Origin of the sequence: Streptomyces sp. NPDC006294 (assembly GCF_042870895.1) — a bacterium.
GTDB lineage: Bacteria > Actinomycetota > Actinomycetes > Streptomycetales > Streptomycetaceae > Streptomyces.
The window spans coordinates 129042-153490 of the sequence record NZ_JBIAHV010000018.1 but is presented as its reverse complement, the minus strand read 5'-3'; the positions used below and the strand labels follow the sequence as shown (position 1 = coordinate 153490).

Here is a 24449-nt window from a genome sequence, read left to right as displayed (position 1 = left end):
AAGGCCTCGTACAGTTCGTGTCCCATCCCGGCCCGCTGACTGCCCTGCCCCGAGAACAGGAACGCCAACCGCCCCTGCGCAGGGTCCACGGACCCCCGGCTCCGTACGACCCGCGACGCGGGCTCTCCCGCGGCCAGTGCCGCGAGCCCGTTCAGCAGTCTCTCCCGGTCCGAGCCGAGGACGACTGCCCGGTTCTCGTGGGCGTCGCGGGAGGTCACCAGGGACTGCGCCACGGCGTCCACATCCAGTCCGGGCCGGTCCGCGACGAACGACCGCAGCCGCCCGGCCTGCGCCCGCAGGGCGTCCTCCCCGCGGCCGGAGACGAGCCACGGCACCACACCGGCCCGACGCTCAGTCCCGCCGCCGTCACGGGTCGCGGGCTCGGCCGCTGGCACCCCTTGCAGGACCAGGTGGCAATTGGTGCCGCCCATCCCGAAGGAGCTGACGCCCGCGAGCGCCGGCCGGGACTCCGGCTCCGGCCAGTCCGTCAGCGACTGCTGCACGCGCAGGTTGAGTTCGTCCAGTGGGATCCGAGGGTTCGGTGTCTCGTAGTGGAGGCTGGCCGGGATCTGGCGCCTATGGAGGGACAGGGCGGTCTTGAGGAGACCGACCATTCCGGCGGCACCCTCCAGGTGTCCCACGTTCGTCTTGGCCGAGCCGACCGTGAGGGGCAGTCGGCGGCCGGCGGCCGTGCCCAGGACGGCGCCCAGGGCCGAGGCCTCGATGGGGTCGCCGAGGGCGGTGCCCGTGCCGTGCAGCTCCACGTAGTGGACGTCCGCCGGGTCGACGCCCGCCCGGTCGTAGGCCAGGCGCAGCACCTCACTCTGCGCGGCCGTGCTCGGCACCGTGAGTCCGTCCGTGGCGCCGTCGTTGTTGACCGCGCCGCCGCGGATCACGCAGTAGACCGAGTCGCCGTCGGCCAGGGCCCGGGCGAGGGGCTTGAGGAGGACGGCCCCGCCGCCCTCACCGCGGACATAGCCGTTGGCGCGGGCGTCGAAGGTGTAGCAGCGGCCGTCCGGCGACAGCCCGCCGAACCGGTCGGCGGCGAGGGCGCTCTCCGGCACGATGTTGAGGTTCACGCCACCCGCCACGGCGAGTTCGCAACCGCCCGAGCGCAGGGCCTCGCAGGCCTGGTGGACGGCGACGAGGCCGGAAGACTGAGCGGTGTCCACGGTGAGACTGGGACCGCGCAGCCCGAGGGTGTACGACACCCGGTTCGCGATGATGGCGCGTTGGGTCCCGGTCAGCGAGTGCTGGGTGACGGCGGACAGCCCCTGCCGGTTCAGCAGCACCGCGTAGTCGTTCGCGATCGCACCGACGAAGACCCCGGTACGGCTGCCGCGCACCTGCCGCAGGGGGATGCCGGCGTCCTCGAAAGCCTCCCAGGAGAGTTCCAGCATGAGCCGCTGCTGGGGGTCCATCATCGAGGCTTCGCGCGGCGATATGCCGAAGAATGCGGGATCGAATGTGTCCACCCGGTCGAGAAAGGCGCCGTGCCGTGCGGCGGGGGGAAGTTCCTCGGCGTTCCACCGGTCCTGCGGCACTTTCCCGATCGCATGCCGCGCGTCGCGGAGCAGCTCCCAGAACGCGCTCTTGTCGGGGGCCTCGGGGAGTCTACAGGAGAGCCCCACTATGGCGATTGCGTCGTCCGGTATCCCGACCTCGGTGAAGCCGTCGCGGAATTGAGACATGCGACCGTGATCCCCCAGTAAGTGAAATGCATGAGAAAGGCCCCCTGCGGCACACGCAAAGGCAGTTGCCGACTGTAATCAAATGATCGTTGGCCCCTACACCCCTATCGATCCCCTAGTGACCGCTGAACTCGCGGGCGGGCAGGGGCGGAAGCGCCGAGGGGTACGGGTCCCCGCGCGGGAACCCGTACCCCTCGGTGCCGTCTCAGGCCGGCGGAGCCTGCACGGAGAGTGCGTGCCGGAACACGTTCCGTGGATCCCAGCGCGCCTTGACCGCCTGGAGGCGCGGGTAGGCGTCCTTGTAGTACAGCTCGGACCACGGCACCCCGGAGGTGTTCCACTCCTCGTCCGCGAGGTCGACGTCCGGGTAGTTGACGTACGCGCCGTCGGCGGCGCCACCGGGTACCGGTACGCCGCCGGTGTCCGCGTACACGTCCCGGTACAGCTCGCGGATCCACCGCACGTGGACCGGGTCCTGCGCGCGGTCCTCCCAGGTTGTGACGTACACGATCTTGAGGATGGAGTCGCGCTGCGCCACCGCGGTCCGGTCCGCCGGGACGGCGTTGACCTTGCCGCCGTAGGCGATGAGCGCGACGACCCCGGCCGGATTGTCGTAGTCGGTGCTGGTCAGGCGCGTGTACAGGGTGCCGATCTGCCGGTCGTCGAAGCTCTGGCGCGCATACGCCGCCTTGATCTTGGCCCGTCCGGTCATGTCGCCGTCCCCGGCGATCCCGGGCCAGCGCGTCGAGTGCAGCCACGGCAGCCGCCGCGTGTCGCTGTGCGGCTGCACGCCCACACCCTCGGAGACCGCCGCGAGATACGTCTCCAGCCGCTTCTCCGCGTCCGGGCCGGTCGCGTCGAGCTGCGTGGTCATCGCGAGGGCACCGGACTGGCTGCGGGTGAGGGCCAGCACGCTGTAGAGGTCGTACCAGGGGGAGTCGGGGCCGCTGTTCTGCTCGAACCACCTGCCGTGGTTCCGTACGAGCCGCGCGAAGGCCGCCTCGTCCAGCCCCTCCCACGGCCACACCGTCGTGTTGAGCAGCACCTCGGCCGGCGGCCGCGGCAGCAGCCGGCCGGGCTCCGGCGGTACGTCGGCCTCGGCGGCCCGCAGCCAGTACCTGACGACCACGCCGAAGTTCCCGCCGCCGCCCCCAGTGTGGGCCCACCACAGATCATGGTTCGGATCGTCCGGCTCGCGCGTCGCGATCACCGTCCGCGCGTCGCCCGACGCGTCGACCACGACGACCTCGACCGCGTGCAGGTAGTCGACGATCGAGCCGTGCATCCGGGACAGCGGGCCGTAGCCCCCGCCGAGGACGTGCCCGCCCGCCCCCACATCGGGGCACGCCCCGCCGGGCAGTGTCACGCCCCACATCCGGAACAGCGTCTTGTAGACCGCGCCCAGCGTGGCACCGGCCTCGACGACGAACGCGCCGCGCTCTTCGTCGAACCCGACCGCCGACAGCCGCGACATGTCCATCACCACACGGACATCGGGATGGGCCACGAAGTCCTCGTAACAGTGACCTCCACTGCGCACGGCGACTCGCTTCCCCGATCGGACGGCATGCGAAAGGACCTGCTCGATCTCAGTGGCGGATCCCACCAGATGTATCTCTTCCGGATCGCCGACGAAGCGGAGGTTCTCGCCCCGGCGTAAGTCCTCGTACCTGATATCGCCGGGGGTCACGAAATGGATGTGCTTCATGCGGTTCTCCTGCCTTCGACACGGAAGTGAAGCTGTACTGTTGCCGTCGGATCCTAATTCACCTGTCACGCAAAGGTTTTGGAGCGCTTCGAAAAAGGAGGGACGGGATGGTCGCGGACCTGATCGCCGGTCTGGTGCCGGCGGGGGTGCGTACAGCGGAGGTGTTCGGTGACGTGGCGGACGTCTCACTGTTCCCGGAGGAAGAGACTGCGATCGCAAGTGCGGTGGAGGCGCGGAGGCGGGAGTTCGCCACGGGACGCCACTGCGCCCGTGCGGCGCTGTCAGCGCTGGGCCGACCGGCCGTTCCCCTGCCGCCGGACGAGCACGGTGTGCCGTCGTGGCCTGACGGAGTGTTGGGATCCCTGACCCACTGCGATGGCTATCGCGGTGCCGCGGTGGCCAGCCGTGAGGACGTCATGTCGCTCGGCATCGATGCCGAGCCACACCGTCCGCTTCCACAAGGGGTGTTGGAGGCAGTGACGATCGCCCCGGAGCGTCCCGCGCTGGCTGCGCTGGCGGACTTGTACCCTTCGGTGCATTGGGACCGTCTGCTGTTCAGCGCCAAGGAGTCGGTCTTCAAGAGCTGGTTCTCCATGACGGGGGACCGCCTCGGCTTTGACGACGCCGAGGTGGAGTTCGAAGCCGAGATACCGTTCTTCCGTGCCTCGGTCCTGCGCCAGCGGCCCGGCTGGGCTGGCAGGGCGCCCACGGCGGTCGGCGGCCACTGGCTGGCCTGCCGTGGTCTCGTGCTGACGGCGGTCTCCCTGTAGCCGGAGGGCCTGGGGACGCATCAGCCTCGATGTGCATCCATATGCTCAGCTGGTCGGCAGGGTGTGAGGAGGTGGGGTGTCCCGGACGCGGCGCTCGCCGAGGCCTGATGGCGTGCTGGGGGAGTCGGCAATGGGCCAGTGTGAGTCCTGAAACACTCTGGGACAGCTGACCGCAGATGCGAATCGTTGTAGGCTCCGGAGGTCGCCCTTGACCTGCAGGAAGCAGGGAGGGAGCAGCCCCACCAGCCTGTGGAGGCCCGGCGTTGCTCTCCGGCGTGCGTCAGAGGTTGCACGCAGCGCCCACGGCGCACGTAATGCACATTGATCTTGAGTCCGTTTCGCGTCTCGCGCGCCGATGACCTGCGGTTTTCTTTAACCTGTTTTTGGCTCTACATGTTTGCGATGACCCACCACGTGGAGTGCGTCGCGATCCTCGAACCGGCCGCGAAGGGTTCCTGACCTGCGGTTTGCCTGTGCGCGTTATGTGCGGTGCGGGCACGCCGGTCGCCGACCGCGCCACCCGCTCCTGCTTCCACGCGGTGACCAGCGGTTCGATCAACGCCCACTGCTCGTCGGGCGAGTCGGTTGCGAACGGCATCCGTTCCCTGCCCGCGACCCCATCATGCACATGACATGACATGACATGACATGACGTGGATGAAACCGCCCCATCGGCCACGAACAGGGGACACCACATCATCAGGAACGGGACTCAACGCCCTCTGGGTGCCCAGTACGCTCCCGAAGTACCGGCAAACGCCGTCTGCACCGGTGCCTTTCCCTGCTCTCGGCAACGCCGGGCACGGCACCCCTGAGTACGCCGACGATTCAAGGGCGACGTCGTCCCACTGGACGTCCGCCTGCGGCCGGCGACCCGGCGCACTCCCGCGCACCAGCGGATCCTGTGCTGAGCTCACCACTACGACCGCGGCACGCAGACCCACGACAACCCCGACATGGGCCCGCACTTCTACCGCGCGGTGAGTCTCCTGCGGGAGGCTGGGCGAGAGGCATGCCTCGGCGTCGCCTGTCACCCGACTCCGGCGCGATGCGTGATCTTCGCCCTCGACAGCTTCGCGTCCTCTCGCTTCTTCCATGCCGCCGCCTTTCTCACGCCTCCCCGGCAGTCCGCCGTCTTCGGCGAGCAGCCGCGCCCTCGCCGACCGCGGAGCGCCCCGTGATCTGTTCGACGTATTCGCAGCTCCCGCCGCTGGGCCTATGCCGAGCCGAGGAGTTGGGCCGCCGCTCACGCGGCTCCGAATGTTTCGTTACTGGTCGCGAATCATGCGCAAGGTATTGACGCCGCTCGCTGGTTCCCTGATATTCAGTCTGCTCGGTCATTCGAACTGTGTTCGATATCACGAACGTCAGGGTGGCTCCACTCGCGCAGCGGGGTGACTGAGGATCACGCCCACCGAAACACGGAGAAGCAAGGAGCGTGTCGCAACCTGGATGTGTCATGGCCACATCAATCGTGGGTTGTTGCGCGCCGACGGCCGCCACTGCTCGCTCGGCGGCTCGGTCTTCCACATCGACAGTCCGGACAGCCTCTGAGGGGGGCCAACCGGAACCGCTTACTCAAGGTTTGGGAAGTCCCCATGCACAGTGGAAATGTCAGCCGCAGGCACCTGCCTTCGGCGCTCGCCGCCGCGGTCGCGGTCCTGGTCGCGTTGGCGGCGATGCTCGTCGCCAACCCGGCTCAGGCGGCCACCAGTGGCGCGTTACGCGGTGTTGGTTCGGGTCGGTGTCTCGATGTGCCGGGCGCCAGCGAGACCAACGGCACGTACCTGCAGATCTACGACTGCTGGAGCGGGACCAACCAGCAGTGGACGTTGACGGACAGCAGCCAGCTGACCGTGTACGGCAGTAAGTGCCTGGACGTTCCCGGCCATGCCACCGCGTCCGGTACCCGGGTGCAGATCTGGAGCTGTTCCGGCGGTGCCAACCAGCAGTGGCGGGTGAACGCCGACGGCACGATCGTCGGTGTGGAGTCCGGGCTGTGCCTGAACGTCATGGGCTCCGGTACGGCCAACGGCACGGCGGTGGAGATCCGGACGTGCAACGGCGGCAGCAGCCAGAAATGGACCGGCCTGTCCCCGGGCGGCACGTGCGCTCTTCCGTCGACGTACCGGTGGACGTCGACGGGCGCCTTGGCGCAACCGGCGAACGGGTGGGTCTCGCTGAAGGACTTCACCAGCGTCGTGCACAACGGCAAGCACCTGGTCTACGCCTCCAACTCGTCGGGGTCGTCGTACGGCTCGATGACGTTCAGACCGTTCACGAACTGGTCGGACATGGCGTCGGCCCGCCAGACCGGGATGAACCAGGCCGCGGTGGCGCCCACGCTGTTCTACTTCGCGCCCAAGAACATCTGGGTGCTGGCATACCAGTGGGGTGCGTCGCCCTTCGTCTACCGCACGTCGAGCGACCCCACCGACCCCAACGGCTGGTCGTCACCGCAGCCGCTGTTCACCGGCGGCATCTCCGGCTCCGGCACCGGCCCGATCGACCAGACCCTGATCGGCGACGGCCGGAACATGTACCTGTTCTTCGCCGGTGACAACGGCAAGATCTACCGGGCGAGCATGCCGATCGGGAACTTCCCGGGCAACTTCGGCTCGTCGTACACGACGATCATGAGCGACTCGACGGCCAACCTGTTCGAGGGCGTGCAGGTCTACAAGGTGCAGGGCCGGGACCAGTACCTCATGATCGTTGAGGCGATGGGTGCGAACGGGCGCTACTTCCGCTCGTTCACGGCCTCCAGCCTCAGCGGTTCGTGGACCCCGCAGGCCGCCGCCGAGAGCAACCCCTTCGCGGGCAAAGCCAACAGCGGTGCCACCTGGACCAACGACATCAGCCACGGTGATCTGGTCCGCAACAACCCCGACGAGACCATGACCATCGACCCCTGCAACCTGCAGTTCCTCTACCAGGGCAAGTCCCCCACCGCGGGTGGCCCCTACGACCAACTGCCGTACCGGCCGGGAGTCCTCACCCTGCAGCGCTGACCCGCCTGCTCCACGGTGATCGCGATGTGGTGCGGTCTGCCGGCGCGTTGAGGAGCGGTTCACGGCGTGGGCGACTCCACCGGCTGACCGGTACTCACCCTCTCGTGGAACCCCGGCCGTGCGTCGGCCGGGATTCCACCGACCGTGGGTGGAGGACGACCGTCTCCACCGCGTCGGCCATGGGAAGGGGCGGCTTCCTCATCCGGGCCGGCTGCTCCGGGCGTTCACCTCGGCGACGAGGGCGCTCAGCAGCTCGTCCTGGGTGAGGGGACGCAGGCGGTCGGGCTCGGCGTCCCATTCGCGGCCCCCGGCGAGCGGGCGGACCTGGACGTACGGGCCTTCGTGGCCCATGACGCGGCCGACGCGGTCGTGGGCGCTGTCGTGGACGGCCACGCCGCGGGTGAGCGTACCGTCGGCGTCCGCCGTCACCCGGCGATCCCCTTCGTGATCACGTCCGCGAGCAGATGGGCTACGGGGGCCGAGCACACGCCGAGGTGGACGAGCGCGTACTGCGCGTCGGCCTTGCGGTCGTCGGCCCAAGGCGTGCGGATGTCCATCGCGGGGAGCTGGATCCCGGCCCGGGAGAGAGCGGCGGCGAGGGCGTCGCGGGCTTCGATCGCCTCCTGGATCTTGGGGGTGCCGGGACCATACGCAGTTCCGCGAGCGCTACCGGCGGTACATGGCGCTGGAGGCGGAGGCGGTGAGCCTGTGGCACTTCGCGGTGAGCGTGCTGCCGGGGCTGCTGCAGACGCCGGGGTACGCACGGGAGGTGCTGGCGGCGGGCGGGCTCAAGGGGAAGGAGCTCGAACAGCAGGTCGCCGCGCGGATGGGGCGGCGCGAGCTGTTGGAGGGCGAGGACGCGCCGCCGTTCCGGACGATCCTGTCGGAGGCGGTGCTGCGGACGCCGTTGCGGGATGTGGGGGAGTGGCGGGAGCAGCTCGCGTACCTGGCGGAAATGGCCGAGCGCCCCAACGTGACGTTGCAGGTACTTCCGCTGAGCGCGGGCATGCATGGTCTGGACAGCACCGCACTGATGTTCCTGCGGCTTCCAGGCGCGCGTACGGTGGCGTATACGGAGAACGCACACCGTGGCGAACTCATCGAATCCGACGCGCCGGTTGAGGGACTGCAGCGTAAGTACGATGCGATGCGCGACCTGGCGCTGCCCCCGGCCGAGTCGCTGAAGTTCGTCCTGGCCATTTTGGAGGAAGTACCGTGCGATCCATCGACCTGAGCGCCGCCAGCTGGCGCAAGAGTTCCTACAGCAACTCGGATGGTGGCGAGTGCGTCGAGGTCTCCGACGACTTCGCCCCCGCCGTCCCGGTGCGGGACAGCAAGGTTCCGCACGGCCCGATCCTCGTGTTTCCGGCTGTCGGCTGGGCTTCCTTCGTTTCGGCCGTCAAGGGCGGGCAGTTGAGCGACTGAGCCGCAGGGCAGCGGCACATCTCGCCCTGGTCGCCCGCGACTTCGCGCGCTACGGCGAAGGCGCGGCGCGCGGACATGTGTACCTGCTCCTTCCCGGAGGGCAGGACCGTGGCGTATTCCGAGAACGGCCTGCGGATGTTGGAGGAAGCAACGTGCGATCCATCGACCTGACTGCCGCGTCCTGGCGCAAGAGCAGTTACAGCAACCAGGACGGTGGGGCGTGCGTCGAGGTCTCTGACGACTTCGCCGCCGCCGTCCCGGTGCGGGACAGCAAGGTTCCGCACGGCCCGGTCCTCGTGTTTCCGGCTGTCGGCTGGGCTTCCTTCGTTTCGGCCGTCAGGAACGGGCAGTTGAGCGACTGAGGCGCAAGGCAACGGCGCATCTCGCCCTGGTCGCCCGCGACTTCGCGCGCTACGGCGAAGGCGCGGGGCGCGGACGGAGGACCATGAGCGGACTTTCCAGGGTCGCCACCATGGCGAAGGGGAACCGGTCGACCTCGAGACAGAGTGCGACGTCGTCAGGATGGACTCCCTGACGCACACCCTCCGCCAGCTCGGCTGCGGCGCGCGACTCGGCAGCGCGGCGGACGAACTCGGCAGCATCCGTCCCTGACTTCGCCCCGCTCCCCGTGGCCCGCCGGGCGATGTACTGAGCACAGGCCAGATCTTCCTCGGCCTGCCCGTCTTCGCCGGTGACCACGAAGGTGACACGGTCACTCTTGTGCGTCCGCAGGAGTCGAGCCGTCGCCTCCGCCACCACGAAACCGGCGCACAGCACCAGCGACGCGTCCTTGACCGCGAGGGCGCCGACCGTCCCCGCCGTGGTCTTCTGCACAACGGTCCGACCGCCGAGGTCGACAGGCCGCACCAGGCCCGGTGAGTTGACCAGGTCGAACCCGGGCGCGGGCGGACCGTCCTTGAGCGCCACCCAATCCGGGTGGCGGGCCTTGAGCGCCAGGGCTTCGTCCAGCGACTCAGCGAGGACGATCTCTTCCGCGCCCCGGGCGAAGGCCCAGGCGGCCACGGTGAAGGCACGCATGACGTCGACCACGACCGCCACGGACGGGGTTTCGGTCAGTTCGGCGATGCCGAGGAAACGAGCGTCCATACGATCATGATCGCGCGTGCAGGCCCCCGAGTAGGCAGAGAGTGATGCGCAACACATTCGCCCCGTTCTCGGAAGGCGGCACCTCAGACTGCCCGCGTCGGGACACGGGTCGTCGCCCATGGCACGCCTTACGACGCCGTCCGCCCCGCCTTTCGTGCGAATCCACAAGAGGTGGGAGCTGACCAGGCAACTCCTTCATGGTTTCGGTGACTGACCCGCGACAGGGCCCGGCGGGTGTACTTGCGCTGTTGCGCATAGACAGCACCTGCCCAGTAACGGGGGGACACTCCGAGGCCGGCTGATGACCGACCAGATCTCGCGGCGGCATCCGCGGAGCCTCGCTCGGGGAGTACCCACCGTCTGCGACAAAGGAGTGACCATGACCGTGCACACCCGTGAAGCGAGCATCCAGGAGCTCGAGCGCGCCTGGATGGAGGAGGCCATCGGCCTCGCCACCAACAGTGTGAGGAACGGCGGCGGTCCGTTCGGCGCGCTGATCGCCATGGGGAGCGAGATTGTCGCGATCGGGAACAACCAGGTCACGTCGAGCCTGGACCCGACGGCGCACGGCGAGGTGAGCGCGATCCGTGCCGCCTGCCAGAAGTTGGGCTCCTTCTCGCTCGAGGGCTGTGTCCTGGTCACCTCGTGCGAGCCGTGCCCGATGTGTCTCTCCTCCGCGCTGTGGGCGCGAGTCGACCGGATCGTCTTCGCCGCTGACCGGGATGACGCCGCGGTGGCCGGTTTCGACGACCGCAAGTTCTACGACCTGTTCGAGAAGAAGCCCGCGGAGCTGTGGCCGATGGCCATCGAGCGAGTGGACATGCCCAACCGTACGGCGCCGTTCGACGCGTGGCTGGCCAAGTCCGACCGCGTCGACTACTGAGAAGACGGCCGGCACGGCCGCTCTGTGGAAGCCTCAGGACTCACTCATCGTGACCTGGGGCTTTTGCTTTTCTCGCCCTCGCCCCCTTCCCCGCCCGCCCCCGTACGCCGGGCATCGCCGGCGGTCGGCCGCCCGCGCGCGATCACCGTCGTGCCGAAGGGGCGCCCCGCAGGCGTGCGTCGGCACGCGCGGGGCACCCCTGTCGGGCCGGGGCGGAGAGTCAGGCGCCCTCGGTCTCGCAGGCGCCCTCCGCCTCGAAGGTGCGCAGCACATCGGCGGCGACGCTCACGGCGATGGTCGCGGGGTCCTTGCCGGTGATGTCGGCAAGCCCGATCGGGGTCTTGATCCGATCGATGGCGGCCTGGTCATGACCGCCCTCGGTGGCGAGGCGCTTGCGGAAGCGCGCCCACTTGGCCGCCGACCCGATCAGCCCGATGGAGCCGAGACGGGGCGTACGCAGGGCGGCGTCGCACAGGGCGGCGTCCTCGGCGTGATCATGGGTCATGATCAGGACGTGGGTGCCGGGCGGCAACTCCTCCAGCACCTCCTCGGGCAGCAGCGGCGTGTGATGCACGTGCACCTGCGCCACCGCGTCCGCCAGCACGTCGAGCCGCTCCTCGGCGAGGATGTCGGAGCGGCTGTCGACCAGGTGGAGGTCGAGGTCCTGACGGGCCAGGATCCGCGCCAGTTCCAGCCCGACGTGCCCGACGCCGAAGATCGCCACCGCCCGTACCACCGGCAGCGGTTCGAGCAGCACCGAGACCGTGCCGCCGCAGCACTGCACGCCGTGCCGGTTGGTCACCTTGTCGTTCAGGGCGAAATCCATCAGCTCCGGCTCGGGCTCGGACGCGGCGATCATCTCCCGCGCCCGGTCGATCGCCACGGCCTCGACGTTGCCGCCGCCGATCGAGCCCCACGTCTCCGTCCGGCCCACGACGAGTTTCGCACCGGCGTCGCGCGGGGCATGGCCGCGCACGGTCGCGACGGTGACCAGCACGCCGGACTCCCGGCGTGCTCGCAACCGTGCGACCGCGGCGATCCACGTCATGTCAGGCACCGCTCAGCGCTTCTGCGCCGGTCCGGGTCCCGCCGCCGGCGGCGACCCCGTCGAGGGCGTGACCGTTCCGGGAGGCGTCGCCCTGACGAGCGGCCTGGACCGCCCAGTACACCGCCTCCGGCGTCGCGGGCGAAGCCAGCTCGACGCTGACCCCGCTCGGCCCGAACGCCGCGGCGGCCTGCCGCAGCGCCTCCCGCACCGAGAACGCCAGCATCAGCGGCGGCTCGCCCACCGCCTTGGACCCGTACACGGCGCCCTCTTCGGTGGCGTTCTCCAGCAGCGTGACGTTGAACTCCTCGGGCATCTCCGAGAAGCTCGGCAGCTTGTAGGTGCTCGCGGCCTGCGTCTGCAGCCGGCCGCGGTGGGGACCGTCGCCGGTGTCCCAGCGCAGATCCTCGAGCGTCAGCCAGCCGGCGCCCTGCACGAAGCCGCCCTCGACCTGACCGATGTCGATCAACGGGGACAGGCTGTCGCCGACGTCGTGCACGATGTCCACCCGCCGCAGGCGGTACGCCCCGGTGAAGCCGTCCACCTCGACCTCGGCCGCGGCGGCGCCGATGGCGAAGTACTTGAACGGCGAGCCCCGGAACGTCTTCGCGTCCCAGTGCAGACCCTCGGTCCGGTAGAAACCGGCCGCCGACAGCTGGACCCGCTGGAAGTACGCGGTGCGCACCAGGTCGTCCCAGGCCAGCTCCAGGTCGCTGCCCAGGGTGCGCGCGACGCCGTCGACGATGCGCACGTCCGAGGCGTTGGAACCCAGCTGGGAGGCGGCCACCCGCAGCAGTCGCTCGCGCAACTGTTCACAGGCGTTCTTGATCGCCCCGCCGTTGAGGTCCGTTCCAGAACTGGCGGCGGTGGCAGAGGTGTTGGGCACCTTGTCGGTCCGCGTCGGGGCGAGGCGCACCTTGTGCAGCGGGATGCCCAGCGTGGTCGCGGCCACCTGCAGCATCTTGGTGTGCAGGCCCTGGCCCATCTCGGTGCCGCCGTGGTTGATCAGGACGGAGCCGTCCTTGTAGATCAGGACCAGCGCGCCGCCCTGGTTGAAGGCGGTGAGGTTGAACGAGATGCCGAATTTCACGCCGGTGATCGCCAGGGCCCGCTTGGTGTCCGGGTGCGCGGCGTTGAAGGCGGCGATCTCGCGCCGGCGATCGGCGATGCCGCCGTTCTCCTGCACCTGCTGCCAGACGGCGGAGATCCGGTCGGGCTGCGTGACCGGCTGCCCGTACGGCGTCGTCTGACCCTGACCCGGCTGGTAGAAGTTGCGTTCCCGCAGCTCCATGGGGTCCAGGCCGAGCCGCGGCGCGCAGCGGCCCAGGATGTCCTCGATCACCAGCATGCCCTGCGGTCCGCCGAAGCCACGGAACGCGGTGTTGGAGACCGTGTTGGTCCTGGCGATGCGACCGGCGACGCGCGCGTTGGGGATCCAGTAGGTGTTGTCGATGTGGCACAGCGCTCGGGCCAGCACCGGCTCGGACAGGTCCAGGCTCCAGCCGCCGTCGGCGGTCAGCGTGGCGTCCAGGGCCTGGATACGGCCCTCGGCGTCGAAGCCGATCCTCCAGGTGGCGTTGAACCCGTGGCGCTTGCCGGACATGGTCAGGTCCTGGGTCCGGTTGAGGCGGAACCGGACCGGCCGGCCGGTCAGCTTGGCGCCGAGCGCGGCGACGGCCGCGAATCCGTGCGGCTGCATCTCCTTGCCGCCGAAGCCGCCGCCCATCCGCAGGCACTGCACCGTCACCTCGTGGCTGGGTACGCCCAGCACATGCGAGACGATCTCCTGGGTCTCCGAGGGGTGCTGGGTGCTGCTCTGGACGAACACCTGCCCGTTCTCGTCGACCTGGGCCAGTGCCGCGTGCGTCTCGAGGTAGAAGTGCTCCTGGCCGGAGAACTGGAACTCGCCGGTGAACACGTGCGCGGAGTCGGCGAAGCCCGCGTCGACGTCGCCGGCCACCATCAGGGGCCGGGCGCCGTGGTAGCTGCCGGCCTCGATGGCGTCCTGCAGCGTGATCAGGGAGGGCAGTTCGTCGAGTTCCACCTCGACGGCCGCCGCACCGAGCCGGGCCGCCTCCAGCGTCTCGCCGAGCACCCAGGCGACCGCGTGGCCGTAGAACATGACCTCGTCGGGGAACAGCGGTTCGTCGTGCTTCATCCCGGCGTCGTTGACGCCGGGCACGTCGGCGCCGGTCAGCACACGCACCACGCCGGGCACGGCGAGCGCGGGCTCGGTGCGCAGCGCGGTGATCCTGCCGTGGGCCTTCATGACCTGGACCGGGTAGGCGTGCAGCACGTCCTTGGTGCGCTGGACCAGGTCGTCGGTGTAGAGCGCGGTACCGGTGACATGCTGGACGGCGCTCTCGTGCGGCATCGAGACGCCGACGACGGACTTCTCGGGACGCTCGGACAGATGGCTCATGACGGCACCGCCTCGGTGGTCTGTGCGTACAGCTTCAGCAGGCTCTGGCCCAGCATCGCGGAACGGTAGAGGGCGCTGGCGCGGTGATCGTTCATCGGTGTGCCCTCGCCGCGCAGCGTCCGGGCCGCGGCCTCGACGGTCTCCGCCGTCCACGGCCTGCCCTCCAGGGCCGCCTCGGTGGCGAGGGAGCGGATCGGGGTGGCGGCCACGCCGCCCAGGCCGATGCGTGCCTTGCGGACGATCCCGTCCTCGATGTCGAGCGCGAAAGCGACCGCCACGCTGGAGATGTCGTCGAAGCGCCGCTTGGCGATCTTGTGGAAGGCCGTGACCGGCGACAGCGGCAGCGGAATGCGCACCGAGCGGATCAGTTCGCCGGGACGGCGCACGCTCTGCCGGTAGCCGGTGAAGTACTCCGCCAGCGGGACCTCGCGCTCGCCGTCGGCGTCGGCGAGCACCACCGACGCCTCCAGCGCGAGCAGTACCGGCGGACTGTCACCGATGGGGGAGCCGGTGCCCAGGTTGCCGCCGAGGGTCGCGCCGTTGCGGATGAGCCGGGACGCGAACTGCGGGAACAGCTCGGCCAGCAGCGGGACGTCGCCGTCGAGGCGGCGTTCGATCTCGGTGAGCGTCAGCGCCGCCCCGATCTCGATGTGGTCGGACGCGACGCGCAGCTCCCGCAGTTCGGCGAGCCGGTCCACGGCGACCACGCAACCAGCCCTGCGGGAGCGGATGTTCACCTCGACGCCCCAGTCGGTGGAGCCGGCGACCACCACCGCGTCGGGCCGCTCGCGCAGCACCTCCAGCGTCTCGGCCAGGGTGCTCCTCCGCAGGAACGCGCTGTCGTCCTGGACGTACTCGGTGGCGGCCGGCGCCGGCGGGGCCTGCTCGCGGCGCTGCGCCAGCGGGTCCTCGCCGGTGGGCGCGCCGACGGCGTACGCGGCATCGCGAATCGGACGGTACCCGGTGCAGCGGCACAGGTTTCCGCTCAGGGCGTGCAGGTCGAAGCCGTTCGGACCGTGCTCGGCGTCGCTGCCGCCGTCCGGGTCCGTGCTGTCGGCGGAGTCGGCGTGCGCGCAGCGGTCGGGCCGGTAGTACTCGGCGGCCATGCTGCAGACGAATCCCGGCGTGCAGTAACCGCACTGGGAACCGCCGCGCTCCGCCATCTCCTGCTGCACCGGGTGCAGGGTGGACGGCTTGCCGGGTTCGCCGGCGGTGGCGAGACCCTCGGAGGTGATGACCTCCTGGCCGTCGAGCGCCGCGACCGGGACCAGGCAGGCGTTGACCGCCACCCAGTCGGTGGGCTTGTCCACCCCGGGCCGCGCCACCAGGACCGAGCAGGCGCCGCACTCACCCTCGGCGCACCCCTCCTTCGTTCCGGTGAGGCCGCGCTCGCGCAGGAAGTCCAGCGCTGTGGTGTGGGGTGCGGCCGGTGAGATCGGTGCTTCTTTCCCGTTGACCGTGATCCGCGCCGCTACCATGACGGGCCCTCGTTTCGGTGCGCGATCGGTCGGTTCATGATGTTCGCCAATTTCAGGCAGCTTTCTGTGTGCAGACGCGCCGCGTGGGAGGAGCGGGCGCAGAAAGGGTTCAGACGCGCCACGTGAGAGGAGCGGGCGCAGGGAGGCACGTGACAGCGACGTGCTGGAATGCGGTGACGGGAAACCCGGAGTGTGCCACGCGAGGGCACATCAGAACGGCGTGCTCAGCAGCCGTGCGCGATCCGGCCCGGAACCCAGACGGTGCACTGGGCGAGGCGACCGAGGTCAGAACTGGTGCACATCCGCTGGTCGCCTCCTTCCGGGAGTCATGGGTCGACGATTACCGCAAGCTAGTGGCTCGGGTCACCGAGGTCAAGAGGCTGAGACGACGCCGGACCCCGCAGGTTCGGATTGCGTGGCGCCGGGGTAGGGGCGGCCGCAGGCCCCCGGCGGTCGGCATGCCGCCGTACGGCCTCGGGTGACCGTCGCGCGACTAAGATCGGCCGAAAGGGAACGGACCGCCCGCGTATGCGGCGTCACGGGGGGAACGATGGTCAGAATCCTGCTTGCCGAGGACATGCTCATGTTGCGCAGGGCACTGGTGGCTCTGCTGGAGCTGGAGTCGGACCTGGAAGTCGTGGCCGAGGTGGAGGCCGGGGACCAGGTGGTGCCCAAGGCGCTCGAGGTGCGGCCCGATGTGGCGGTCCTGGACATCGATCTGCCGGGGATGGACGGCATCAGAGCCGCGGGTCTGCTGCACGAGCAGCTGCCGGAGTGCCGGACCGTGATACTGACGAGTCTGGGGCGGCCGGGCAACCTGATGCGGGCCCTTCAGGCCCATGCGTCGGGGTTCCTGCTCAAGGACGCCGATCCTGATCAACTCTCCGCGGCGATACGGTCCGTGGCGGCCGGTCAGCAGGTCATCGACCCCCAGTTGGCCGTCGCCACGCTCCAGGTGGGCGACAATCCGCTGAGCGCGCGGGAGACCGAGGTGCTGCGGCTGGCCTCGGAGGGGGAGGACGTGCCGGAGATAGCGCGCCGGCTGTTCCTGTCCGCCGGAACGGTGCGGAACTATCTGACGACCAGCGTCACCAAGCTCAACGCCCGCAACCGGATGGACGCGGTCCGCATCGCCCGGGACATGGGCTGGCTCTGAACGGGCGGGGCGGGCGGGCCGGCGGCTAGCGGGGGACCTCCGCGGTGAGCCGGAACCAGCCGTCCTCCCGTACGCCCGCGGTGAGTTGGCCGCCCAGCGCCTCCACCCGGGTGATCAGGTTGTTCAGACCGCTGCCGCCGCCCCCTGGGTTGACCGGGTGAAGGGTCGAACGCTCCGCCCCCACACCGTCGTTGGCGACGGTGATCCGCACGCGGTTCCCGATCGCAGCCGTCTCTATCACACAGTGCTGGGCCTTGCTGTGCTGGAGTACGTTGGTGATGCCCTCGCGGAGCACCGTCGCCATGACGGTGTCGATGTGCCCCTCGGACAGTTCCACGTCCGAGCGCACCTCGGTCCGGATGCCGATCGTCTGCAGCAGGGACTCGGCGGAGCTGATCTCGCGGCGCAGACTCATGTGCAGGTAGCTGCTGGCCACTGCGCGGACGTCGGCCAGCGCCTGACGGGCGGTCTGGAGGATCTCGGTGATCTCTGTCTCGGCGCGCTGCGGGTCCAACCGGACCAGGCGGGAGGTGAGTTCGCATTTCAGGGTGATGGTCGAGAGGCTGTACCCGAGGAGGTCGTGCAGGTCGCGCGCGAAGCGCAGACGTTCCTGCGTGATGGCCAGTCGGGCGAGTTCCTCGCGTGCGGTCAGAACCTCGCGGATCAGGTCGGCGAGCCGGCTCAACCCGTAGACGACGAGGCCGGTGAGGCTGGTGGCGACGCAGTTGTACGCCAGTTCTCCCATGCCGAAGCCGACCGCGAACTGGATCAGTCCGGTGGTCACCACGACGCCGCCGAAGGCGAGCCAGCCCAGTGCGGTGCGCAGCACGAGGAGCGAGGACGCGGCGAGGAAGCCGGGCATGCCCAGCCAGGCGGCGCCGAAGACGGTGAACGGCGCGTATGTCAGCAGGGCCTGCGCGGCGAGCGTCCAGCGGTTGTGCCGGGTCACGGCACGCGGCATGGACGAGGGGAAGGAATGGCACAGCTGCAGCCCCAGCAGGAGCAGCAGCAGCCCGAAGCAGCCCACCAGGCTGAGCGGGGTGTACCGGGTCTGGAGCACATAGGTGACGGCGACCGCGAAGAAGCCGCAGATGACCACGGTCGTGATGGCGACGGCGACCCGTGGCGCCATTTCGGTCCGGGGGGCCAGCCCGTCTTCGAGCGGAATGTCACGGGAGGGCGACGCTGTTCGACGCATGACGGCTCCTCACCTGAAGGCGCTCCAGTATCCGCAGCATATGCGGCACCGGGCTCCAAGTGGCCGGAAGCGTACGTTCCTCAGCGGACTCCGTCATTCGGCGGTGTGGGCGAGGGCGCGCCGCAGCTCCTCGGCGCACCGGACATGCCAGTCATGTCCGTGCACCTCCACGTCGGCCGTCAGCGGGCCGCCGGCGCCCGGCTCGGAGGGCAGCGTGCTTACGACGAACTCGCCCACGGCCGACTCCGTACGCCAGTCCAGCCCGAGCGCGTGCGCGGAAAGGTCGCTGTCGCCGATCGCCAGCGCGCACGGCCCCAGACCCATCGCCGTGCACACCAGGTACAGCGTCTGCTGGAGCACGCCCACGTCCTTGAGCAGCCCGCTGTAGGCGAGTCCGCTGTACTTCAGCGTCATCCGGCGGAACCGTGCCGTCATGGTGATCAGTACGTGCGGCTCGGCCGTCAGACCCGCCGTCGAACGCGCCTCCGCGAGCAGCTCGTCCAGGCTCTCGGCCGCCATGTCCACCCGCGTCAGGGCGTGTTCGACCGGGTCGTAGTGGTAGGTGCCGCGAGCGAGGCCCGCGCAGTTGCTCACCGTGAGGTACAGCTCCAGCGCGTACGCGCCGCCGATGCTCGGGTACGGACGGCTGGTGAGGACGGGCTCTCCGTCGTCGGGCCGGAAGGCCCCCATGGACCGTACGCGCGCGGAGCGGTACAGCAGCTCGCCCACCTGGGCGAGATCCAGCGGCCGTTCGCCGTGGTCGCGCACCGAGCGGCGCGCCTCGAGGGCCACGGTGAAGGGGGGATCGCGGTCGAGGACACGGTCCAGTTCGGGGACGGGCAGGGGCACCCGCTCCGGACCGGGGTGGGCACGGGCGACCACGGGTTCCGCCGCCAGCATGTCCGTGAAGCCGTCCGTGGCGCCCACCGGGTCGTCGTGGCGGCCCTGCCGGCTGCGGGCGTGCAGCATCAGATCGTGCGGCGACCACGGCAGCAGCGCCGGATCGTGGTCCTCGGCGAAGGCGTACTGCTCCTTCGTACCGGTCTCCTCCGCACCGGCCGCGGGCGGCGTCCCCCTGACCACCATGCCCGACGCCTCCAGATACGACACGGCCCGGCGCACGGTGTCCACCGGCATCCGCAGACGCCCCGCCGCCTCCTGCGGTGTGAACGGGCGGGCGAAGCAGCTCACCAGCCAGCCCGAACGGGGCTGGTGCAGCACCACGCGCTGCCCGGAGAGCGGCGACTCGATGCACAGACCGTCCTCGTGGGTGCGCAGCGCGGCGAAGCGGGAGAGCCGCAGAACGGCGTCGGCGGGCGTGGCGGCCGGCCGGAAGCGGGCGTACCGGGAGATCGGCACCACCGACAGCAGCGTCTTGCCGTCCTTGGTGGCCAGCGACCGCACGAGGACGTTCTCCATCGACCGCAGGAGGGACGCCAGCACGTCGCGCTCCGGGCTCTTGGGGCCGTCCGGTGCGCTGATGCCGGCCACCACGTTGTCCAGCGACACCGGACCGTACGACAGACGTTCCAGCGCCAGGAGGACCACCGGGTCCGTGATCGGCAGCCGCGTCTCGCCCCAGCGGGTCGACAGCAGCGCCGCCTCGTCGGGGGAGATCCCCGCCGAGGGGGTCCCGGTGGTCTCGTCGGGCAGTTCCAGCAGGGTGTCGTGACGCAGTGACCACAACTCGACCAGACCGACTTCCGGACCGGTGGGGGGCAGCGGGGATGTGGGCACGGCTCAGGACCTTTCTCACAGTGTCAAAGAAACAGCGGGACCGGGTTGAGGTCCTCGTAGCGGGTGGGGGCGGGCAGCCGGCCGAGCCGCACCGGAACGTCGTAGAGCCGTCCCGGACCGAACCGCGTCCAGAACGTCCGCAGTCCCGGCACGACGACCTTCACCACGGGCAGTCCGACATCGGGGCGTGTCTGGTCGAGAACCAGCAGCTCCATGCCGTGCGCGGCGACGAGTTCCCCGATCGCCGTCACGTCGTCCCGCAGATCGCCCCGGCGGACGGGTACGTAGCAGCCGGGGACGGTGGCCGGGAGCCCCGGACCGGGAAGCAGATACGGCTGGTTCGCGACCGTGGCGCCCTGCCACCAGGACAGCGCGACCGGGTCGTCGCAGAGGTACTGGGTGCCGTCGGCCCGCACCTGCGCCACGGGCGGCAGCATCTGGTTGACCTCCGCCAGCGCCCGGCGCAGCGCGAGCCGGGGGTCGAAGTGCGCACCGAACCCCAGGGTGATGTCCTCCGCCGGCTTGTCGGTGCGCCGCGAGACCGCCGCGAAGACCGGAATGCCGAGGTCGGTGGTGAGGTCCAGGGCCCACAGCTCCCGGTGCAGGCCGGCGTGTCCCTTGCGTACTTCCCGAACCCATGGGTCGTCGAACGCCTCCATGTCGACCGCCGCCTGCCGGGTGCGGTTGTACCACCACAGGCCGACGGCGTCGCGCTCGACCAGCTCCAGGAAGCCCTGGACGATGGCGTCCTCGACGCAGCTGCCCGCCGCGGCGCCGTTGGAGTTGGCCGAGCAGAACCGGCTTCCCGGGGTGCGCGGAGCCTGGTAGTAGAGCATCGACGTCGGCAGCAGACGCTGCCGGCGCTCGGTCAGCGACCACACCGGTGTCCAGTCCAGCGGCACGGTCTCGTCGAAAGGCTCGCAGATGTGGTGAGCCGGCCCGTGGGAGGCGTTCCAGTTCTCGCGGTCCTCGAACTGCCGCGGGTGGAAGAGCTGCACCTCGTCCGGGTGCACGGCACGGCCGGCGACCTCCCGGTAGCAGGCGCGGAGCGTCGGCTCGTCGCCCTGGAAGAAGCCGCTGTGCCGCTCGACCGCCTCGCACAGGGCGCTGACCCGGGCGTTGAGCGCCGTGGTGCCCTTGCCGGAACTGGTGCTGCGCAGCCCCGCCCGTACGGAGGACAGCCCGTCCGGCGAGTGCACCGGATTGTGCCCGGCGTGGAAGCAGTTGAGGAACTCCGGTCCACGGCTGTCGCGGCGGACCTCCTTGACGACACCGGTCAGCGGATCCACCAGATGCTCGTACCGGCGGAGCATCTCCTCCGGCGACAGCCACCGGTCACCGCAGTCGACCGCCGCCTTGCTGCGGCTGCGCAGGGTCAGCGGAGCGCCGACCCGGCGGGCGACGGCCCCGGGGTCTCCGCACGCCGGGCACTGCGGGCGGCGGCGCACCGGGTGGTGACGGCCGGTCAGGGTGAGCGTGTCGAGCCGCCAGATGGCGTCCTGGCCGGGGTGACGGTGCCCGGCGAGCCACTTGACGGCCTCCAGCGCCGCCAGATGCACTCCGGCGGACCGGCCCGCCGCCAGTGACGAGGGCGGTGTGAAGGCCCGCCGGCCCAGCGCCCGGTCCAGATAGGTCTCGGCCGGACGGTTGCGGCGCAGCGCGTCCGTGACGCAGGTCCAGCACGGCCCTTCGCCGGGGCGGAACACCGGCCCGATCCAGGGCTGTTCGCCGACGAACCGCATCAGCAGCCACGGCACCCCGGACTCCCGGTGGGCGGCGTCGATCTCGCCGAGCGCCGGGTCGGTGTAGTCGTCACAGACGGCGAGCGTGAAGCCGGCCGTGCCGGCGGCCTCCGGAGAGTGCAGCCGGACGCCGGCCGCCAGGAGCGCGTCGGCCAGCCCGTCGACGCTCGCGCGGCTCGTCCGCCCGACGCCGACGACCTCCACCGGGGTGCCGAACGCCCGCCGGGTGGCGGTCACCCCGTCGATTCCGGCCAGTTCCCAGAACGCCAGATCGGCGGCGGGTCCCGCCGCCGACGGGTCCCGGTCGTCGAGCAGACCGGCCGTCAGCAGCTGGGAGACGACCCGCTGCGCCTGCTGGGCGGGGACCATCCGCTCCGCGTCGGCCACCAGCCGGTCGAGACTGCGGGTTCCGTCGAGCAGGGGAGCGAGCGCGGTGACACCCGGCCCCCGTAGTGCGGTCACACCGCGTTCCGATACGAGGTACACCCCTTCACCGGGGACGACCTCCGCCTTGAGATGGGGTTTGAAGGCGAGACCCGATCTGCTGGGCTGTTCATCCATCACTGCCTCCCCTTGACACGTGGACGGGAACTCTTCGCTTCGGTGTGCGTGCCGCGCGCCCGCCGGCCGTTCCGTCACAGCCACGGAACGGCCGGCGGGCGGGCGACAGTACGTCTGCGGGACGTCGGCCCCGCCCCCCGGGCCTCTCGTTCGGATCTTGCCGGGCTCGCGTGCCCTGGCACCGCACCTCGCTGCGTCGTCGTCAGTCGCCCACGCTCCGCGTGGACTTCTTCCTCCGCCTTGCGATGCGTCCCTCGGCCCTTGCGGGCCTGGGGAGACCCCATGCACCAGGCCCCGCTCACTGATCCGGCCTGATCAGAACGAAAGACCCTGGTCGCCGTACGTGTCGACCCAGCAGATGCAGGTGCGCGGCTGGAACTGCTCGGCGGTCTGCGGGACGAGCTCCTCCACGACCAGCTCCTCGCACACGGCGGGCGCGGTGACGACGACGGCGGTGGCGACTGCCTGCGTGAGGTTCATGGCATCTCCCTCGGATAGCCCTGCCGCACCTTGCGGCGGTGACCAGGAGTCTGTCCCCGACCCGGGCGCCGTGTGCAGTGTCTGGCTCACCGGCCTGGTGTGAAGTTCTCATGGTCGTTCCAGGCGTCCTTCATCCCCGCCTGAGGAGCCCTGCACTGGCCCTGGAGAACCCCTTTTGGAAGCCTCTGTCGGGTGGAGAGGAGAAGCGATGGACCTGAAGGTTCTCGGCATGTTCGACGTGAGGGTGGGCGGGCTCCCGGTGGCGCCGTCCGCATCGAAACCGCGACAGCTGCTGGCCACTCTGGCCGTGCACTCCGGCCAGGTCGTGTCCGTGGGGGCTCTGATCGGTGAGCTGTGGGGGACACAGCCGCCGCGGAGCGCGCAGGCGACGCTGCAGACGTACGTGATGCAGCTGCGCGGAGCCGTCGGCGCGGCCCTCGAGGCCGGCGGCAGACCCGCTCAGGACGCGAAGCGGATCCTGGTGACGCGGCCCGGCGGGTATCTGCTCGACCGCGGCGAAGGCACCAGCGACGTACAGGAGTTCGAGCACTTGTCCGCCCTGGCCTTCCAGGCCCTCGCCGACCGCGACACCGACACGGCGGCGCGGACCCTGCGGGCGGCGCTCGGCCTGTGGAGGGGGCCCGCCTTCGGGGACGTACAGGCCGGAACGCTCCTCGCACTGGAGGCCAGGCGGCTGGAGGAGGCACGCCTGTGCGTGCAGGAGCACCGCATCGAACTGGACCTGCGGCAGGGGAGGCACCGAGAACTCGTCGGCGAGCTCAGCGTGCTGGTGCAGCAGCACCGCACGCACGAGAACCTGCACGCGCAGCTGATGCTCGCGCTGTACCGGTCCAGCCGGCGCACCGAGGCGCTCGCCGTGTACCAGCGGTTGCGGGGCACGCTGGTCCGCGAGCTTGGCCTCGAGCCCTCGGAACAACTCCGTGAGCTGCAGCACGCGGTGCTCACCGCTTCGCCGAAGGTCCTCGACGTGCCGGAGGCGGACGACCGCCGGCTCATGCCGGTGGGGTGAGGGGGTATGCAGGAGCGATCCGAGCGCACCCGTGCCAGGCTCGTCGAGGCCGCCGCGGAACTCTTCGACCGTCACGGGTACGCCGAGGCCAGTCTGGGGGACATCAGCCGGGTCGCCGGAGTGACCAAGGGGGCCCTGTACTTCCACTTCGCGAGCAAGCGGGAACTGGCCGCCGCGGTCCAGGAGAGCGGGTGCCGTCTCCTCGACGAGACGGTCCTCGCGCTGGGCCGCAGCGGGCAGCCGGCTCTGCAGTCGCTGATCGACACCACCCACGCCCTGGCCGTATGGGCGTCGGCGGACCCGATCGTGCGGGCCAGCTTCCGTCTCGGCCGCGAGTGCGCCGGCGGGGAACGCCCGGCGCTCAACTACCACTTGGTGTGCGTGGCCGCGGCGGGGCGGCTGCTCGGGCGGGCCGCGGAGGAGGGCGGCCTGCGCCCGGGGGTGGCGCAGGACGCCGCGCGGACGCTCGTCGCGGGGGTGGTCGCCGGCATCGAGGCGGCCGCGTGGAGCGGCGCTCCGTACCCGGAGCTCTCCGCCCGACTGGGCGACGCCTGGACCCTGGTGCTCCGGGCGGTCGCGGACGAGCACGCGGCCCGGTCGCTGCGCACCACTCCGCCCGTCGCCGCCGCCGCTCCCGCCCGCCGCCCGGAACCGGTCGCGGGCTGACGGCGCCCGGCGGCGGCGGTGCGTGCCGCCGCCGGCGGGTCTGGTGCGGCGGGGGCACGGGCGCCCGGCCGGGGTGCGTCCATGGGCGGCCGCGGGCGCCTGGCCGAGGTGCCTCCGGGTCGGGTGAGCTTGTGTGGCGAACCACGGGCGCCCGGACCGGCATGCGTCCTCGTTGAGCGGGTCGGCGCAGCAAGTCGGTCACCGCCTCCCGGAGCCGGTCGCCGACTGGCGGGGCGCCCGGCGGCGGGCTTGAGGGGCAGGCCACAGGCCCCTGGCCGCGGGGGTTCGGCCGCGCCGGGCGTGGCCTCTGTGGCCGGCCACAGGCCTCTGGCCAGGGCG

Annotated in this window: 20 protein-coding genes and 2 pseudogenes; 9 read left to right on the top strand and 13 right to left on the bottom strand. The window is 70.5% G+C overall.

Annotated elements, in window-relative coordinates; all coding sequences use genetic code 11:
- Both ACFYOP_RS28195 and ACFYOP_RS28190 read right to left on the bottom strand, forming a co-directional pair.
- Window positions 1-1691: beta-ketoacyl synthase N-terminal-like domain-containing protein (locus ACFYOP_RS28195; protein WP_356899466.1), on the bottom strand; the 1691-nt coding region annotated here is incomplete at its 3' end.
- A 205-nt stretch (window positions 1692-1896) separates the two neighbouring features.
- Complete coding sequence (locus ACFYOP_RS28190) at window positions 1897-3468, bottom strand: FAD-binding oxidoreductase (protein ID WP_388453238.1); 1572 nt, start codon at window positions 3466-3468, stop codon at window positions 1897-1899.
- Window positions 3469-3506: 38 nt separating this feature from the next.
- Here ACFYOP_RS28190 and ACFYOP_RS28185 point away from each other — a divergent pair, with 38 nt between their 5' ends.
- Entirely contained in the window at window positions 3507-4169 is a 663-nt protein-coding gene (locus ACFYOP_RS28185; RefSeq protein ID WP_356899464.1) for a 4'-phosphopantetheinyl transferase superfamily protein, read from the top strand.
- A 493-nt stretch (window positions 4170-4662) separates the two neighbouring features.
- Here ACFYOP_RS28185 and ACFYOP_RS28180 read toward each other — a convergent pair.
- Window positions 4663-4809: pseudogene (locus tag ACFYOP_RS28180) on the bottom strand (IS5/IS1182 family transposase); the annotation flags it as partial.
- Between the two features lie 958 nt (window positions 4810-5767).
- On the opposite strand from ACFYOP_RS28180, the gene ACFYOP_RS28175 reads away from it, so the two are divergent.
- Window positions 5768-7180 carry a non-reducing end alpha-L-arabinofuranosidase family hydrolase gene (locus ACFYOP_RS28175; RefSeq protein ID WP_356899463.1) on the top strand — a complete coding sequence of 471 codons (1413 nt, stop codon included), beginning with the start codon at window positions 5768-5770 and terminating at the stop codon, window positions 7178-7180.
- Window positions 7181-7378: 198 nt separating this feature from the next.
- On the opposite strand, the gene ACFYOP_RS28170 is transcribed toward ACFYOP_RS28175, so the two are convergent.
- Together ACFYOP_RS28170 and ACFYOP_RS28165 are read right to left on the bottom strand one after the other, a co-directional pair.
- Complete coding sequence (locus ACFYOP_RS28170) at window positions 7379-7609, bottom strand: hypothetical protein (protein WP_388453233.1); 231 nt, start codon at window positions 7607-7609, stop codon at window positions 7379-7381.
- Window positions 7606-7737, bottom strand: coding sequence for a hypothetical protein (locus ACFYOP_RS28165; protein WP_388453230.1), 132 nt, complete (start codon window positions 7735-7737; stop codon window positions 7606-7608). Before ACFYOP_RS28165 ends, ACFYOP_RS28170 begins: the two co-directional genes overlap by 4 nt.
- 86 nt (window positions 7738-7823) lie before the next feature.
- Between ACFYOP_RS28165 and ACFYOP_RS28160 the strand changes: the two are divergent.
- The 3 genes and pseudogenes from ACFYOP_RS28160 to ACFYOP_RS28150 all read left to right on the top strand — a co-directional run.
- Window positions 7824-8414 (top strand): annotated as a pseudogene (locus ACFYOP_RS28160) (DUF5753 domain-containing protein); the annotation flags it as partial.
- Window positions 8396-8605, top strand: coding sequence for a DUF397 domain-containing protein (locus ACFYOP_RS28155; RefSeq protein WP_356899462.1), 210 nt, complete (start codon window positions 8396-8398; stop codon window positions 8603-8605). The pseudogene ACFYOP_RS28160 and the gene ACFYOP_RS28155, both read left to right, overlap by 19 nt.
- A 152-nt stretch (window positions 8606-8757) precedes the next feature.
- Window positions 8758-8967 carry a DUF397 domain-containing protein gene (locus ACFYOP_RS28150; RefSeq protein WP_356899461.1) on the top strand — a complete coding sequence of 70 codons (210 nt, stop codon included), beginning with the start codon at window positions 8758-8760 and terminating at the stop codon, window positions 8965-8967.
- Between the two features lie 49 nt (window positions 8968-9016).
- Here the strand turns inward: ACFYOP_RS28150 and ACFYOP_RS28145 are convergent, their stop codons facing one another.
- Window positions 9017-9712, bottom strand: coding sequence for a 2-phosphosulfolactate phosphatase (locus ACFYOP_RS28145; RefSeq protein WP_356899460.1), 696 nt, complete (start codon window positions 9710-9712; stop codon window positions 9017-9019).
- Window positions 9713-10091: 379 nt separating this feature from the next.
- Between ACFYOP_RS28145 and ACFYOP_RS28140 the strand changes: the two genes are divergently transcribed.
- Window positions 10092-10595, top strand: a complete 504-nt coding sequence (locus ACFYOP_RS28140) for a nucleoside deaminase (protein WP_356899459.1) — start codon at window positions 10092-10094, stop codon at window positions 10593-10595.
- Between the two features lie 220 nt (window positions 10596-10815).
- On the opposite strand, the gene xdhC is transcribed toward ACFYOP_RS28140, so the two are convergent.
- The 3 genes from xdhC to ACFYOP_RS28125 are packed head-to-tail and all read right to left on the bottom strand — an operon-like array spanning window position 10816 to window position 15540.
- On the bottom strand, window positions 10816-11643 hold the full coding sequence (xdhC, locus tag ACFYOP_RS28135; RefSeq protein ID WP_356899457.1) for a xanthine dehydrogenase accessory protein XdhC: 828 nt from the start codon (window positions 11641-11643) through the stop codon (window positions 10816-10818).
- Between the two features lies 1 nt (window position 11644).
- Window positions 11645-14062, bottom strand: a complete 2418-nt coding sequence (xdhB, locus tag ACFYOP_RS28130; protein WP_356899456.1) for a xanthine dehydrogenase molybdopterin binding subunit — start codon at window positions 14060-14062, stop codon at window positions 11645-11647.
- On the bottom strand, window positions 14059-15540 hold the full coding sequence (locus tag ACFYOP_RS28125) for an FAD binding domain-containing protein (protein WP_356899455.1): 1482 nt from the start codon (window positions 15538-15540) through the stop codon (window positions 14059-14061). Before ACFYOP_RS28125 ends, xdhB begins: the two co-directional genes overlap by 4 nt.
- 550 nt (window positions 15541-16090) lie before the next feature.
- Between ACFYOP_RS28125 and ACFYOP_RS28120 the strand changes: the two genes are divergently transcribed.
- Window positions 16091-16696 (top strand): response regulator transcription factor, encoded by a 606-nt coding sequence (locus ACFYOP_RS28120; RefSeq protein ID WP_356899454.1) that lies wholly within the window; start codon window positions 16091-16093, stop codon window positions 16694-16696.
- A 25-nt stretch (window positions 16697-16721) separates the two neighbouring features.
- Here ACFYOP_RS28120 and ACFYOP_RS28115 read toward each other — a convergent pair whose 3' ends face one another.
- The 4 genes from ACFYOP_RS28115 to ACFYOP_RS28100 all read right to left on the bottom strand — a co-directional run bounded on the left by ACFYOP_RS28115 (window position 16722) and on the right by ACFYOP_RS28100 (window position 22414).
- Complete coding sequence (locus ACFYOP_RS28115; RefSeq protein WP_356899453.1) at window positions 16722-17894, bottom strand: histidine kinase; 1173 nt, start codon at window positions 17892-17894, stop codon at window positions 16722-16724.
- A gap of 93 nt (window positions 17895-17987) precedes the next feature.
- Complete coding sequence (locus tag ACFYOP_RS28110) at window positions 17988-19631, bottom strand: SagB family peptide dehydrogenase (RefSeq protein ID WP_356899452.1); 1644 nt, start codon at window positions 19629-19631, stop codon at window positions 17988-17990.
- Window positions 19632-19654: 23 nt separating this feature from the next.
- Complete coding sequence (locus ACFYOP_RS28105; protein ID WP_356899451.1) at window positions 19655-21934, bottom strand: TOMM precursor leader peptide-binding protein; 2280 nt, start codon at window positions 21932-21934, stop codon at window positions 19655-19657.
- 315 nt (window positions 21935-22249) lie between these two features.
- Window positions 22250-22414 carry a hypothetical protein gene (locus ACFYOP_RS28100; RefSeq protein WP_356899450.1) on the bottom strand — a complete coding sequence of 55 codons (165 nt, stop codon included), beginning with the start codon at window positions 22412-22414 and terminating at the stop codon, window positions 22250-22252.
- Between the two features lie 208 nt (window positions 22415-22622).
- Between ACFYOP_RS28100 and ACFYOP_RS28095 the strand changes: the two genes are divergently transcribed.
- Both ACFYOP_RS28095 and ACFYOP_RS28090 read left to right on the top strand, forming a co-directional pair.
- The gene (locus tag ACFYOP_RS28095; protein WP_356899449.1) at window positions 22623-23444 is read left to right on the top strand and encodes an AfsR/SARP family transcriptional regulator; all 822 of its coding nucleotides are present in this window, start codon (window positions 22623-22625) and stop codon (window positions 23442-23444) included.
- Window positions 23445-23450: 6 nt separating this feature from the next.
- Window positions 23451-24110: a ScbR family autoregulator-binding transcription factor gene (locus ACFYOP_RS28090; RefSeq protein ID WP_356899448.1), complete on the top strand. Its 660-nt coding sequence runs from the start codon at window positions 23451-23453 to the stop codon at window positions 24108-24110.
- Window positions 24111-24449 lie beyond the last annotated feature (339 nt).